10 protein-coding genes are annotated in these 13,781 nt (G+C 65.3%); 5 read left to right on the top strand and 5 right to left on the bottom strand.

Annotation, left to right across the window (positions count from 1 at the left end; translation table 11 throughout):
- Window positions 1–104: 104 nt before the first annotated feature.
- A complete protein-coding gene (locus J6500_RS04005) occupies window positions 105–1,328 on the bottom strand; it encodes a CaiB/BaiF CoA transferase family protein (RefSeq protein ID WP_225711366.1) in 1,224 nt (407 codons plus the stop codon).
- Window positions 1,329–1,588: 260 nt separating this feature from the next.
- On the opposite strand from J6500_RS04005, the gene glgA reads away from it, so the two are divergent.
- Window positions 1,589–3,016: a glycogen synthase GlgA gene (gene glgA / locus J6500_RS04000; RefSeq protein WP_225711506.1), complete on the top strand. Its 1,428-nt coding sequence runs from the start codon at window positions 1,589–1,591 to the stop codon at window positions 3,014–3,016.
- Here glgA and J6500_RS03995 read toward each other — a convergent pair.
- The 4 genes from J6500_RS03995 to J6500_RS03980 form a co-directional block, all read right to left on the bottom strand.
- Window positions 2,994–4,235, bottom strand: a complete 1,242-nt coding sequence (locus tag J6500_RS03995; RefSeq protein ID WP_225711365.1) for an MFS transporter — start codon at window positions 4,233–4,235, stop codon at window positions 2,994–2,996. The genes glgA and J6500_RS03995 overlap by 23 nt on opposite strands.
- 118 nt (window positions 4,236–4,353) lie before the next feature.
- The gene (locus tag J6500_RS03990) at window positions 4,354–4,881 is read right to left on the bottom strand and encodes a PRC-barrel domain-containing protein (protein ID WP_225711364.1); all 528 of its coding nucleotides are present in this window, start codon (window positions 4,879–4,881) and stop codon (window positions 4,354–4,356) included.
- Between the two features lie 51 nt (window positions 4,882–4,932).
- Complete coding sequence (locus J6500_RS03985) at window positions 4,933–7,134, bottom strand: amylo-alpha-1,6-glucosidase (protein ID WP_225711363.1); 2,202 nt, start codon at window positions 7,132–7,134, stop codon at window positions 4,933–4,935.
- Between the two features lie 82 nt (window positions 7,135–7,216).
- A complete protein-coding gene (locus J6500_RS03980; RefSeq protein ID WP_225711362.1) occupies window positions 7,217–8,980 on the bottom strand; it encodes an ABC transporter ATP-binding protein in 1,764 nt (587 codons plus the stop codon).
- Between the two features lie 315 nt (window positions 8,981–9,295).
- Between J6500_RS03980 and J6500_RS03975 the strand changes: the two genes are divergently transcribed.
- The 4 genes from J6500_RS03975 to J6500_RS03960 all read left to right on the top strand — a co-directional run bounded on the left by J6500_RS03975 (window position 9,296) and on the right by J6500_RS03960 (window position 13,775).
- Complete coding sequence (locus J6500_RS03975) at window positions 9,296–10,363, top strand: glycosyltransferase family 4 protein (RefSeq protein ID WP_225711361.1); 1,068 nt, start codon at window positions 9,296–9,298, stop codon at window positions 10,361–10,363.
- 286 nt (window positions 10,364–10,649) lie between these two features.
- On the top strand, window positions 10,650–11,903 hold the full coding sequence (locus tag J6500_RS03970; protein WP_225711360.1) for an ABC transporter substrate-binding protein: 1,254 nt from the start codon (window positions 10,650–10,652) through the stop codon (window positions 11,901–11,903).
- Window positions 11,904–11,919: 16 nt separating this feature from the next.
- Entirely contained in the window at window positions 11,920–12,789 is an 870-nt protein-coding gene (locus J6500_RS03965; protein ID WP_225711359.1) for a branched-chain amino acid ABC transporter permease, read from the top strand.
- Entirely contained in the window at window positions 12,789–13,775 is a 987-nt protein-coding gene (locus J6500_RS03960) for a branched-chain amino acid ABC transporter permease (RefSeq protein WP_225711358.1), read from the top strand. Before J6500_RS03965 ends, J6500_RS03960 begins: the two co-directional genes overlap by 1 nt.
- Window positions 13,776–13,781: the final 6 nt, after the last annotated feature.

Here is a 13,781-nt window from a genome sequence, read left to right as displayed (position 1 = left end):
ATGCGCAACGTCCGGTGTTCCGGATCGTTGTGATGGAGCATAACATTGTCCGGAATCGCCGTGCGCGGCAAGACCGTAAGACGGATGAAAAGGTCGCGGGTTGATTAACCGCGCGCCGTCTTCGGTGGCTGCGCCGCGAAACCCGCGATCTGATCCTCGGAGAGGCCGATCTCCTTCAGATAAGAGAGCGTGTGCTCGCCGAGCGTCGACATCCGCTTGCCCGCGGCGACCGTCGCCCCCGACATCCGGAACGGCGGGTTGAGCACCTTGAAGCTGCCGCCACCATCGGCGACCTCGGCCAGCGCGCCGCGATGGGCGATCTGCGGATCGGCCAGCGCTTCGCTCACGGTCCGATAGGCCGACGACGGCACGCCGTACTCGTTGAGCGCGGCGAGACAGGCCTGCGTGCTGATCGCGCGCGACCACGCCTCGACGCCCTCCATCAGGCTCGGCCAGTTCTCCCGCCGATCGGAATACCTGGCGAAGCGCGGATCGGACACCCATTCGGGGCGGCCGATTACCTGCATCAGGTTCTGGAACGTCTTCTCGCTGGCGATTGCCACCATGACGTAGCCGTCGGTGGTCTCGATCGGCCCGAACATCGGGCGCTGGCTCGGCTTCACCTCGAACTGCGACCACTGCAACTCGTTCAGGGTCAGGCTCAGCATCGATTCCAGCATCGAGACGTCGATGTGCTGTCCCTTGCCGCTCGTGCTGCGCTGATAGAGCGCGGCCGAGATCGCCCCGAAGGCATAGGTGCCGGTCAGCACGTCGGCGTGGTAGATGCCGCAATAATCCGGCCGGCTGCGGCCGCGCTGATAGGCCAGATGCGCCATCTCGTAGCCGGAGGCGGCATGGATCACCGGGGCGTAGGCCGGCAATTCCGCCGACGGTCCGGTCTGGCCGTAGCCGGAGATCGAGCAGTAGATCAGCTTCGGATTGATGCCGCTAACGACTGCATAGTCGAGCTTCAGCCGCCGCATCACGCCGGGACGGAAATTCTCCACCAGCACGTCGGCGGTGGCGATCAACCGCCGCACCGCCTCGACGCCGGCCGACGACTTCAGGTCGAGCACCACGCTCTGCTTGCCGACATTGAGCTGGCCGAACACCGCCGAACAATTGTTGCGGACCGGCGGCCGGGTGCGCATGGTCTCGCCCTCGGCGGGCTCGATCTTGATCACCTCGGCGCCGAGATCGGCGAGCATGCGCGTGCAATGAGGTCCGGCGATCGTGGTCGAGAAATCCAGCACGCGGAGGCCGGCAAAGCTGCCTGTCAAATTCCCCTCATCGATGCCTGCTACTGTCGTCGCCAAGGCTTCCTCCATCGCGCGTCTTCATTGTTTGCCGCGTGACCCTAGAGCATGATCCAAAAAGTGGAAACCGGTTTTCCGAGCGGATCATGCTCAGATAGAGAGATGAGATCATGAGGGGCTTCCGCGAAAGCGCATCATGATCTCAAGTGAGCCGCGCTGACAGGAACGCGCCTCGTCCAGACCAGGCCCGCGGGCCGCCCTGCATTTTACTCAAAGGCAGGTTGGACCCGATCTTGCATAGCCCTGTAACGGGTGGAACGAGGGCGCACTTGTTGAAGGTCTTGTTCGTCACGACCGAGATGGACGATTTCGTCCGCGTGGGCGGGCTCGCCGCCGTTTCGGCGGCATTGCCGCGGGCGCTCCGCCCCTGGAGCGACGTCAGGATCATGCTTCCCGGCTACCGGGACGTGGTCGAGCAGTTCACCCACATCGAGATCATCGGGCAATGCACCGAGCGCGCCGAGATGCCGGCCTGCACGCTCGGGCGCGCCGCGACCAAGGACGGGCTGCCGGTCTATGTGCTGCTGTGCCCGCAGCTCTACGAACGGCCCGGCAATCCCTATGGCGACGAGTCCGGCCGCGACTGGCCGGACAACGACATCCGCTTCGGCCGCTTCGCCTCTGCCGCTGCCGAACTTGCAGCCGGTACGCTGGACAAGAATTGGGCAGCCGACCTCGTCCACGCCAATGACTGGCAAGCCGCGCTCACACCGGCCTACCTCGCCTGGCGCGGGCTGCGGATTCCGTCGATCCTCACCATCCACAATCTCGCCTATCAGGGCCTGTTTCCGCGGAGCTCGCTGCGGCGGATCGGCGCACCGGAAAGCTCCTTCCACATCGACGGGCTGGAATTCTACGACAAGCTGTCCTTCCTCAAGGGCGGCCTCGTCTACGCCTCGCACCTGACCACGGTCAGCGCGACCTATGCGCGGGAGATCACCACCGCGGAGCTCGGTTGCGGGCTCGAAGGCCTGCTGCGCGTCCGTTCCGCCGCCGACCAGCTCACCGGCATCCTGAACGGCATCGACGAGAGCTGGGACCCGCGCACCTGCGCGCAGCTGGCACAACCGTTCGGCGCCGGCGACTGGGAGGGCAAGCAGGCCAATGCCGACTATGTGCGCCGGCAGTTCGGCCTCGCGATCTCGCGCGGACCGATCTTCGGCCTCGTCGCCCGGCTCGTGCATCAGAAGGGCGTCGACCTCGTGTTGTCGGCCGCCGACGAGATCATCGAGACCGGCGGGCAGATCGTCGTGATCGGCACCGGCGAGCCCGAGATCGAGGACGCCCTGGTGGCGGCGCACCGCCGCCGGCCGGACGCGATCGGCGTCGTGATCGGCTTCAACGACGCGCAGGCGCGCCGGATCTTCGCCGGCAGCGATTTCACGCTGATGCCGTCGCGCTTCGAGCCCTGCGGCCTCAGCCAGATGTATGCGCAGCGGTTCGGCTCGCTGCCGATCGGCCACCAGACCGGCGGCCTCGCGGAAACCATCACCGACGGCGAGACCGGCTTCCTGTTTCCGCAGCCGTCGGCGGAGTCCTTCCTCGGCGGCGTCAGGCGCGCCTTCGGCGCCTATCACGCCAAGGATCGCCTGCACGCCATGCGCGCCAGCGCGATGGCCAAATCCTACAGTTGGGATTTGTCGGCGGCCTGCTACGGCGCGCTCTACAAGCGGCTGGTCATGCCGCGGGTGGCGGCGTAGCGGCGGGACGTGTCCGCCGGGTCTCGGGCATCACCAGCCAGATCATCAGCAAGCCCAGCCCCGCGACACAGGCGAGCCCGATAAAGGCGGTGCTGCTGCCGAGCTTGTCGCTGACATAGCCGGCCAGCACCGTGCTGAGCGAGGCGCCGATGCCGACCGCGGTGCCGACGATGCCCTGCGCCAGGTTGAAATGGCCGCTGCCGAAGGCGACATCGGCCACCACCAGCGGCACCATCACGCTGAAGATCGCCGCGGTGATGCCGTCGAAGACCTGCACGGCGACGAGCAGGTAGGGATCGCGCACCGTCGCGAACAGCAGGCCGCGGATCGCCAGCGCGGCGAAGGCGATCAGCAGCAGCGGCCGCCGGCCCCAGGCCTGCGCCTTGCGGCCGACCGACGGCGAGGACAGCGCAACGATCGCCTGCGGCACGATGATACAGGCCGCGATCAGCACCGGCGCCCATTGGCTCGACCGTGTCGTGACCACGCCCGCCATCAGCGGCAACATCGCCGCGTTTGCGAGCTGGAACAGCATCATGGCGCCGGCAAAGATCAAGAGCGAGCGCTGCCGCACCAGGCTGAAGACGCTGGTCGCCTTCTTGTCGGGCTTCTCGCGCTTCACCTCGCCATGGGCCTGCGCGATGTCGATCTCGCGCTCGCGGATCCGGGCCAGCGACAGCAGCGTCGGGATCGCGAGCAGGAAAGTGACGAGGAACACCGAGCGGTTCGACAATAGATAGCCGACCGCGCCCATCAGCGCTGCGGCGGAGCCGTTGCCGAGCGAGGCAAAACGCGCGTTGCGTCCGAGCCGCTCCCCGATCGCATGCGGCCCAACCAGGCCGAGGCTGATCGCGGCGATCGCCGGTCCTAGCACGCAACTCGCCAGCGCATGGAACGTCGCGGCCACCGTCACCACCGGGAGGATTGGCCAGAGCGCATAGGCCAGCGCGCAGATGCCGATGGTGGCGACCGCAAAGCCCGCGACGATGCGCTCCGAACGTGCGGCATCGACGATCGCACCGCCCGGCATCTGGCCGAGCAGGCCGATGATGCCGCCGATCGAGAGCACGAAGCCGATCTCGACCTGGGTCCATTTTTGCGTTGTCAGATAGACCGCGATGAACGGGCCGAAGCCGGTCTGCACGTCGGCGAGGAAGAAGATGAACCAGTCAAGCCCGCGCTGGCTTTCGCGCGACGGGGTCCGCGACTCCTCAGGCATCCGCTGATCGGGTGCGGGTGTCGGTCGCGCAACACGGGTGTCGCCGGCTGATCGCTCGTCACGATCGTCGCCAACCGTCTCGAAGGGAGCGTTCGGACGCGCGACCAGCTTCAGTCCCCTAATGTTCATAATCCCATGGATGGAGGCTGCCGGCCGCACCCAGCACGATCACCGGCGTATCTTCCTTGTATTCGGGCGCCGCGCTCACCTGCTGCTTGTTCAGATCAAGCGAGATGCTGTCGGTCTTGCTGGAAACGCCAGAAAAACGCAGCGCGTTCCAATCGACCACGATCTTGCGGCTGCCGACGCCGAGGAAGCCGCCGAAATCGATCACGGCGGCGCGGACCTTGCCGTCACGGTCGACGATGACGTCGACGATGCGGCCCATGTCTTCATTGGCGGAGCTGCGCACGTCGCGCCCGAGAATGCCGTGCGCGTCGCGGGCGCCGATCACGGTTACCGACGGCGGCGGCGACGGCTCCTTTGCCGGATCCTTGACTGGTTCTTTGGCCTGCTCCTTCGGCGCGGCCTGGGCCGCCTGCGGCGGTGACGGCGAAGGCGCCGGCGCCGAATCGTCGGCCGCGCGGACGCCCGCCGCGGTGACCAGCACCCCCGCAACGAGCGTGACTATGATCCTCGAACGCATCAAACTCTCCCCACGATGGATCTTGCCTCACGCGAGCCGGAGCGGCGGCGCTCAGTGCGTCAGCACGATCGACACCTGAATCTGGCCGCGCGTGCGCAACACTTCGAGCGACACTTCGCTGTCATGTCGGCGCAGCCTCAGATCGACGCTGGAGGCGCCGAGCCTGAGGTCGCGCAACAGCACGTCGCTGAGGAATTCCGGCAAGCATGGATCTCGCAGCCGAATCTCGCCGCGCGCGACGTCGAATTCGAGCCCGAGCGCGGCCTCGAGCAGCGTGAACGGCGTCGCGCTCGCCCACGCCTGCGGCGCGCAGGCGACCGGATAGAGCACGGGTCCGCGCCGCCGTTCGCGGCGGAAGCCGCAGAACAGCTCCGGCAGCCGCCGCAGCTCCATGTAACTCGCGGCGTCGAACAGTCCCTTGAACAAATGCGCCACCGAATGCTTCAGGCCGTAGCGTGCGAAGCCGAGCGCGATCAACGCATTGTCGTGCGGCCAGATCGAGCCGTCATGATAGGACATCGGGTTGTAGCGCGCCTCGCCGACCGCGACGGTGCGAATGCCCCAACCCGAGAAGAAGCGCTGGCTCATCAGCCCGGCCGCGACCCGTCGCGCGCGGTCTTCCCGCACGATTCCGGTGAAGAGCAACTGGCCGGCATTGGAGGTGCGGACCTTGCACTGCCGCTTGGCGCCGTCGAGCGCCACCGCGTAAGTGCCGATCTCCTCGCACCAGAATGCCTGCTCGAACTGCTCGCGCAGCCGCTCGGCTTCGGCTTCGAGCTGCGCCGCCTTCTCGGCCATGCCGAGCCGCCGCGCCGCGCGCGCGGCAAGCCGCTTGCCGATGAACACATAGCCCTGCACTTCGGCGAGCGCGATATTTCCTTCGGCAAGCGTACCGTCGGCATGGAAGATCGCGTCGAACGAATCCTTCCAGCCCTGGTTGCGCAGCCCCTCCTCGGTCGCGCGCTGATATTCGAGGAAGCCGTCACGGTCGGGATCGCCCGGCCCGTCGATCCATTGCAGTCCGGCCTCGATGGCGGGCCACAATTCGCGCAGCGTCTCCTCGTCACCGGTGCGCTCGAGATAGAGCCCGGCGAGCAGCACGAACAGCGGCGTCGAATCGACGCTGCCGTAATATTGCGCGAACGGCACCTCGCGCAGCGCCGCCATCTCGCCGCCGCGCATCTCGTGCAGGATCTTGCCCGGCGCGGCATCCGACAGCGGGTCGATCGTCTTGGCCTGGAAGACCGCCAACCGCTTTAGCACGCCCTTGGCGATCCGCGGGTCGACCCACAGCATCTGCAGTGCGGTGATCAGGCCGTCGCGGCCGAACGTCGTCGAATACCAGGGGATGCCGGCATAGGGATAACGGCCCTGCGGCGTCTCGGTCATCAGCATGTTGAGGTCGGCCATCGCCTGGCACAACACCTCGTTGAAGATGTTGTTCGAGGTCTCAATCGAGGCCGCGCCGGCCGACGAGTTCCGCATCTCGCGGCGATGCGCGAGCAGCCCGCGGAAGAACGGCACCGGCTTCTGCATGATCGGCTTGTTGCAGGACACCGCGACGAACAGCGAAGTGACCTGCGCGGGTGCGAGGTCGAAATGATAGGTCGCGGCATTCACCGACAGCCGCGTCGGCCGTGGATCGAAATGCAGCGCGGTGATCCGCGCCTGCTCGTCGAGGCCGTGATATTCCAGCACGACGTCGGTCGGTCCCAACAGTTTGCTCGCGCCGATGCCGCGGCGCGGCCGCCGCTCGCCGCGCACCTCGAACAGATCGGCGAAGTCATTGTCGAACAGCAGCGTCAGATCGAAGCTTGCCGGATGGTCGCCGTGATTCTGCAGTCCGATGCGCTGATAGGCCGTGCCTCGCCACAGGAAGATCGAGCGCACGATGTGCAGCGTATCCTTCTGCAGGGTGAGACGGCCGTCCCGGTAGACGTCGGAATTGGTGAGGTCGACGGTCAGCGCCGAGTTGTCGTCGCGCAGATTGGAGCCGAGCAGCAGCGGCTGCACGTCTTCCAGCACCATTTCGAGCCGCGCGAGGTAGCGCGTGTCGGCGTTGAACAGCCCATCGGGCCCGCCGGCGGAGGCGCCGATATCGCCATGGCTGTCGAGTACGATGAAGGTATCGTCATGTTTGAGCGAGCGCCGCGGCCGCGCCGCGGGCCCGGTCATCGGAATGTAGAACGGGGATTCCACGACGATCTGTTCAGTGATGCGGGCGCTGATCTGCGTAACGACGTCGGCTGCCATCGGAACCTCGGACGACTCTTCTTAGCTCGAATTTTGGCTCGAACGAACGCACCGCAACTTGAACACGTTTGTTGGCGCGGGATCAGGCCGCGCTGGTGGAGAGGCGGCCCATCTCGCGCGCGACGAGGTCGCGGTAGGGACCCCTTCCCTTGACGAGGATATCGGGCGGACCGTCCTCGACGATCCGGCCGCCCTGCAGCACGACGACGCGGTCGAAGCTGCGCAGGGTCGCGAGGCGATGCGCGATTGCCACCACCGTACGCCCGCGCATCAGCCGCGACAACGCCTCGCGGATCGCCTCCTCGGATTCGGCATCGAGCGCGGCGGTGGCCTCGTCGAGCAGCAGGATCGGCGCGTCCTTGAGGAAGGCGCGCGCAATGGCAATGCGCTGCCGCTGGCCGCCGGACACCTTGACGCCGCGGTCGCCGACGATGGTGTTCATGCCCTCGGGCAGGCTCTCGATGAAGTCGCAGCGCGCCGCGATCGCCGCGCGCAGCACCTCGTCGTCGGTGGCATCCGGCCGGCCGTAGCGAATGTTCTCCAGGATCGAACGGTGGAACAGCGAGATGTCCTGCGGAACCACCGAGATCGCCGCGCGCAGGCTGAGCTGCGTGACGCGAGAGATATCCTGGCCGTCGATGGTGATATTGCCGTTCTCGACATCGTAGAAGCGCTGCAGAAGGGTAAACAGTGTTGACTTGCCGCCGCCAGACTGGCCGACCAGGCCGACGCGCTGGCCGGGCTGGATGCGCAGGCTGAAGCGCTCAAACACCTGCAGGCCGCCCGGATAGCGGAACGAGACATTGTTGAAGGCGATCGCCGCGCCGCTCTTCACCAGCGCCTCAGCCTCCGGATGATCTTTCAGCTCGTGCGGCTGCAGCAGGGTCGCAAGCGCCTCGGTGAGCCGCGCGACATGCTGGGTGACGTCGACCAGCGCGACCGCAAGATCGCGCGTTGCGCTGAGAATAGAGATGCCGAGGGTGCAGACCAGCACGACGTCGCCGGTGGTCGCCGCGCCCTGCTGCCAGAGATTGAGGGCCCAGGCCAGCATCGCGATGGTCAAGATGACGGTCACGCCGGCGTGAACGAGGCGCAGCTTCTCAAGATAGCGCAGGGAGCGGCCCCGCGCGATGAGTTCCCGATTCACCGTCGCATCGAAACGATCATGCTCATAGCCGAGACCGCAGAACGCGCGCACCAGGGGCAAGTTGTTGATCACGTCGACCATTTCGCCGTCGACCGCTGCCGCCCTGTTGGCGAAATCGTCATGCAGCGGCCTGCCGGCGGCCGCCATTCGGAACATCGCCAGCACCATGATTCCCGCGATCAGGATCAGCACCGCTGACATGGTTACGCTGACGGTTCCAACCAGCGTGATCGCGGCGGATGTCGCGATGCAGGGCGGCAACACATTCCAGACGAACATGTTCTCGACCGTGAACACCGCATTCGACGTCGCCGTGATGCGGCTGGTCAGCATCCCCGGCAGCCGGTCCGTGAAGTAGCTCGGCGCATGTCCGGTAAGATGGCGGAACATGTCTCGGCGCAGATCGCCGGTGACGCTGACAAAGGTGTAGCTCGCGGTCCAGCTCGCGATCCGCCACAGGAAGTTGTCGGCCGCGATCAGCGACATGAGCAAAGCGAATGCCAGCCATACGCCGCTCGCGGAGGACGGACCAGCAGCCAGTGCGTCGACCAGGTTCTTCACGCCGTATTGCGTGCCCACCGAACAGGCAACCGCCGCGACCACGGCTGACAAAATTACAACATGCGAAGGCAGGCGCCGACGCAGATAGCGCAGCACAAACGGAAGCGGGCGATGCGCATATCCTGACAGATGGTCCATGAACGTCCCTGCAAAACCTGTTGGGAGTGAACGGGATTTGTCTATTTCGGTTTCCCGTGCACGGTGACGTGAAGCGCGGCTGATCGTTTCCTTGGTGTGGCCACCACTGCGCAACAATTTCGCTCCGCTCGCATCGGCAAAAACGTGTTGGAGCGTGATGGCATCACCAAGACCACAGTGTGATGGAAGAAAGAACCGACAGATGTCGCGCACCAAGGGAACTACGCACGTGCGAGAACGTTCCCGTCTTCGGCATGCCGGGTGCCATCAGAGGGCTGAGGGTCAATCCATCCACATCACATACAGGAGACAGAAATGCGCATCGCGCAGGTTGCCCCGCTGACGGAGGCTGTTCCCCCCAAACTCTACGGTGGCACCGAACGGGTCGTGCACTGGCTGACCGAAGAACTCGTTACACTCGGACACGACGTCACGCTGTTCGCCAGCGGCGACTCGCAGACCTCCGCGAAGCTCGATGCGACCTGGCCCAAGGCACTGCGCCTCGATGGCTCCGTCCGTGATCCCAACGCGCTGCACATGGTGATGCTGGAGCGCGTGCGGCAGAAAAGCGACGACGACGAGTACGATTTCCTGCACTTCCATCTCGACTACTATCCATGGTCGCTGTTCTCGCGACAGCCGACGCCGTTCGTGACCACGCTGCATGGACGGCTCGACCTTCCCGAGCATCAGCCCGTCTTCAATACGTTCTCCAAGATCCCGGTGATCTCGATCTCGAACGCGCAGCGTCGGCCGGCGCCGCAGGCGAATTGGGTGCGCACCATCCACCACGGCCTGCCCGAGAACCTGCTGACACCGCAGCCGGTCAAGCCGTCCTATCTCGCCGTGCTCGGGCGCATCGCGCCGGAGAAAGGCGTCGACCGCGCGATCAAGATCGCGACGCGCTGCGGCATCCCGCTGAAGATCGCGGCCAAGGTCGACCGCGCCGATCAGGAATATTACGACGAGCTGATCAAGCCGCTGATCACGAACAATCCGCTGGTGGAATTCATCGGCGAGATCAGCGACCGCGAAAAGCCGGATTTCCTGAGCGGCGCGCTCGGCCTCCTGGTTCCGATCGACTGGCCGGAGCCGTTCGGCCTCGTGATGATCGAGGCGATGGCCTGCGGCACGCCTGTCATCGCCTATAACCGCGGCTCCGTGCCCGAGATCATCGAGGACGGCTTGACCGGCTTCATCGTCGAGGACGAGATCAGCGCGGTATCTTCGGTCGGCCGTCTCGAGACGCTGAATCGCGGCGCGATCCGAAAGCAGTTCGAGACTCGCTTCACCGCGCGCCGGATGGCGCTCGACTATCTCGCCGCCTATCGCAGCCTGATGGAAGAGAAGCCGCGCTTCAAGCTGGTGGCGAGCGCCGAGTAGCGGTTGCAGCGGCCGATCGCATGATCCGGCGGGCCTGCCCACATCGCGTGGAGGCCTGTCGGTCATTCGATTGTCAATAATACTTCGGGCGATGGCGAACGTCCCTCGCCTGCAGCGGCCCCATGAGCAGGTTGCTGCGCCGCACTCTCGCATACCCCTCTGCGCGAGCGCGGGGGCTATATCGCCTTTGCGAACGCTGAATTACGTGCTCTTATGCGCCCGCTTGATCTAAAAACAAAAAGCGAGCGGACAGAGCAACCGTACCGCGATCGCACAGGGGGACGCCATGACAGGGGACCGCAAGCCTTCGGCCATTAATAATGTCGCGCCGAGCAAAGTCTCACAGACCAAGCTGAACCGGCGCAAATTCCTGGTCCGGACCGGCGGCATCATGGCTGCTGGCGCCTTCGGCGCCGTCCCGCTGCGCGGCTGGGCCGCAGACCCCGTCAATATCGGCGCGCTCTATCCGACCACCGGCAGCATGGCGCAGATCGGCGTCGGCTGTGTTGCCGCCGCCAAGCTCGCGGTCGACATGGTCAACGAAGCCGGCGGCATCAAATCGCTCGGCGGCGCCAAGCTCAACCTGATCGTCTCCGACGTGCAGAGCGACACCACGGTGACGCGCACCGAGACCGACCGTCTGATATCAGGCAACAAGCTGTCGGCGATCCACGGCTGCTACGCCAGCGCGCTGACACTGATCGCGAGCGAAGTCTGCGAGCGCGCCCGGATCCCGATCATCACCGGCTCGAGCTCGGATCAGCTCAACAAGGGACGCAGCTACACCTTCACGCCGTTTGCGCGGGCCTCGCAATTCGCCAAAACGCAGTTGCAGATGGCCAAGCTCGTCAGCGAGCAGGCCAAGGTCGCCGTGATCTTCGAGAACACCGCGTTCGGCACCTCGACCTCGAACGGCCTGAAGGAGCTGGCGCCCGGCGAAGGCGTCGAGATCGTGATGTTCGAGCCCTATTCGGCCGGCTTCACCGACGCGAGCCCGCTGATCAACAAGGTCAAGGCCTCCGGCGCCAACACCCTGTTCTCGATCTCCTATCTCAACGACCTGATCCTGATCGTGCGCACCGTGAAGCAGGTCGGGCTCAACATCGCGATCAATGGCGGCTCCGGCGGCTTCGTGATGCCGGACTTCTACAAGAATGTCGGCAAACTGGCCGAGGGCCTGCAGGGCGTCGGGCACTGGAATCACGACGTCAGCGAGGAGGCCCAGAAGGTCAACGTCGAGTTCAAAAAGCGCACCGGCGAGTTCGCGTTCGAATATGCCGGGGGCCTCGTGGCACAGACCTTCATGCTGGCCGACGCGCTGGAACGCGCGGCCTCGACCGATCCGAAGAAGGTGCGCGAAGCGCTCTCGACGCTCGACGTCTCCTCGGGCTATGCGGCGATGGCGCCCGGCGGCAAGGTGAAGTTCGGGCCGGACGGCAAGAACGTCTACGGCAGGCCGGTCGGCGTGCAATGGCAGAACTCCGACCTCGTCAGCGTCTTCCCGAAGGAAGACGCCCGCGCGCCGCTGATGAAGACCTGAAGATCGGCCACATCACATGTGGGAGACACTGGCCCAGGCCGTAATCAACGGTCTGCTCATCGGCGGCATCTACGCGCTTGTCAGCATCGGCGTCACGTTGATCTTCGGCGTGGTCAAGATCGTCAATTTCGCCCAGGGCGAGTTCGTGATGATCGGGATGTACATCTCGTTCTTCCTCGCCACCCAGTTCGGCATCGATCCCCTGGTCTCGCTGGCGGTCTCGATGCCGGTGCTGTTCCTGGCCGGCGTGCTGATCCAGCACTTCCTGATCCGCAGGGTGCTCGGACCGAACGACATGCCGCAGATCTTCCTGACCTTCGCGCTGTCGCTGCTGCTGCTGAATCTGTCGCTGATGTTCTTCACCGCGAACTACCGCACGGTGCACACCTCCTATTCCGACGAGGCGCTGCATTTCGGCGGGCTCTACATTCCGGTGGCGAAGCTGATCGCCTTTGCGGTCGCGATGGGGCTGAGCGGCCTGCTCTGGGTGTTCCTGCACACCACCGATCTCGGCAAGGCGATGCGCGCCGCGTCGCAGAACCGCGACGTCGCGATGCTGATGGGAATCAATCCGAACCGCGTGTTCGCGGTGGCGTTCGGCACCGCGCTGGCGCTGGCCGGCGCGGCCGGCTCGCTGCTGATGCCGTTCTATTCGGCCTATCCGTTCGTCGGCCAGGTGTTCGTGTTGATGGCGTTCGTCGCCGTCGTGATGGGCACGCTCGGGAATGTGGCGGGCGCGCTGGTCGCGAGCCTGATGATGGGGGTCGCCGAATCGCTCGGCATCCAGTTCGTCGGCGCCGACTCCGGCCTGATCGTGGTGTTCGCGCTGCTGCTGCTGACGCTGGCGTTCAAGCCGAGCGGCCTTGGTGCACGGAGGGGCCGCTGATGCAAGCGCTCGGCAAGATGAAATGGCTCTGGATCGCGCTGGCGATCGTGGTGATGATCGCCCTGCCCCAGATCGTCACCTCGTCATTCGCGATCGACATCTTCATCCGCATTCTGCTGTTTTCGTTCATCGGCGTCGCCTGGAACCTGATGGGCGGCTATGCCAAGCAACTCTCGCTCGGCCATGCCGCCTATTTCGGGCTCGGCGCCTACACCTCGACCATCATGCAGGTGAACTACGGTATCTCGCCCTGGATCGGGATGATGGCCGGTGGCGTGGCCGCGATGCTGGCGAGCCTGCCGATCGGCTGGCTCTGCTTCCGCCTGCGCGGCCCCTATTTCACCATCGCCACCATCGCCACGGCACAAGTGCTGATGCTGGTCTTCCTCAAGTTCCGTGATTTCGCCTGGGGCGCCGAGGGCACCACGGTCCCGAATCTCGGCAGCGCGCCCTTGATGATGCAGTTCGAGGAAAAGTCGTCGTATTACTACGTCGTGCTCGGATTGCTCGCCGTCGGGCTCTGGGTCACCCACAGAATCGAAAAATCCTGGATGGGCTACTATCTCGTCGCGATCGGCGAGGATGAGGACGCAGCGGAAGCGATCGGCGTCAACGCGCCGAAGGTCAAGCGCGACATCTACATGCTCAGCGCGTTCCTGACCGCGCTCGCCGGCACCTTCTACACCCAGTACATCTACTTCATCGATCCCGCGACCGCGTTCAGCTTCAACGTCTCGATCGAGGCCGCGCTGGTGTCGATCGTCGGCGGCATCGGCACGCTGTGGGGGCCGGTGATCGGCACCGTGCTGCTGGAGACGACGTCGGCGCTGCTGCAGAGCTGGCTCGGCAGCTCGGTCGGCGGCATCCAGCTCACCGTCTACAGCCTGATCCTGATGGCCGTGATCCTGTGGCGGCCGACCGGACTGATCGGCTTCGCCACCGACCTCTATCACCGCTATGCCCGGCGTAAGCCGGCGCACGCCTGAGGCGAT

This window comes from Bradyrhizobium semiaridum (assembly GCF_020329505.1).
Taxonomy (GTDB): Bacteria; Pseudomonadota; Alphaproteobacteria; order Rhizobiales; family Xanthobacteraceae; genus Bradyrhizobium; species Bradyrhizobium semiaridum.
This window is presented reverse-complemented; position numbering and strand designations above follow the sequence as displayed.

What these genes read in the sequence shown, in the direction of transcription:
- J6500_RS03960 (WP_225711358.1), top strand. Translation starts at nt 12,789, where the DNA reads ATGCAAGCGCTCGGCAAGATGAAATGGCTCTGGATCGCGCTGGCGATC.
- J6500_RS03985 (WP_225711363.1), bottom strand. Translation starts at nt 7,134, where the DNA reads ATGGCAGCCGACGTCGTTACGCAGATCAGCGCCCGCATCACTGAACAG.
- J6500_RS03975 (WP_225711361.1), top strand. Translation starts at nt 9,296, where the DNA reads ATGCGCATCGCGCAGGTTGCCCCGCTGACGGAGGCTGTTCCCCCCAAA.
- J6500_RS03965 (WP_225711359.1), top strand. Translation starts at nt 11,920, where the DNA reads ATGTGGGAGACACTGGCCCAGGCCGTAATCAACGGTCTGCTCATCGGC.
- J6500_RS04005 (WP_225711366.1), bottom strand. Translation starts at nt 1,328, where the DNA reads ATGGAGGAAGCCTTGGCGACGACAGTAGCAGGCATCGATGAGGGGAAT.
- J6500_RS03980 (WP_225711362.1), bottom strand. Translation starts at nt 8,980, where the DNA reads ATGGACCATCTGTCAGGATATGCGCATCGCCCGCTTCCGTTTGTGCTG.
- J6500_RS03990 (WP_225711364.1), bottom strand. Translation starts at nt 4,881, where the DNA reads ATGCGTTCGAGGATCATAGTCACGCTCGTTGCGGGGGTGCTGGTCACC.
- J6500_RS03995 (WP_225711365.1), bottom strand. Translation starts at nt 4,235, where the DNA reads ATGCCTGAGGAGTCGCGGACCCCGTCGCGCGAAAGCCAGCGCGGGCTT.
- J6500_RS03970 (WP_225711360.1), top strand. Translation starts at nt 10,650, where the DNA reads ATGACAGGGGACCGCAAGCCTTCGGCCATTAATAATGTCGCGCCGAGC.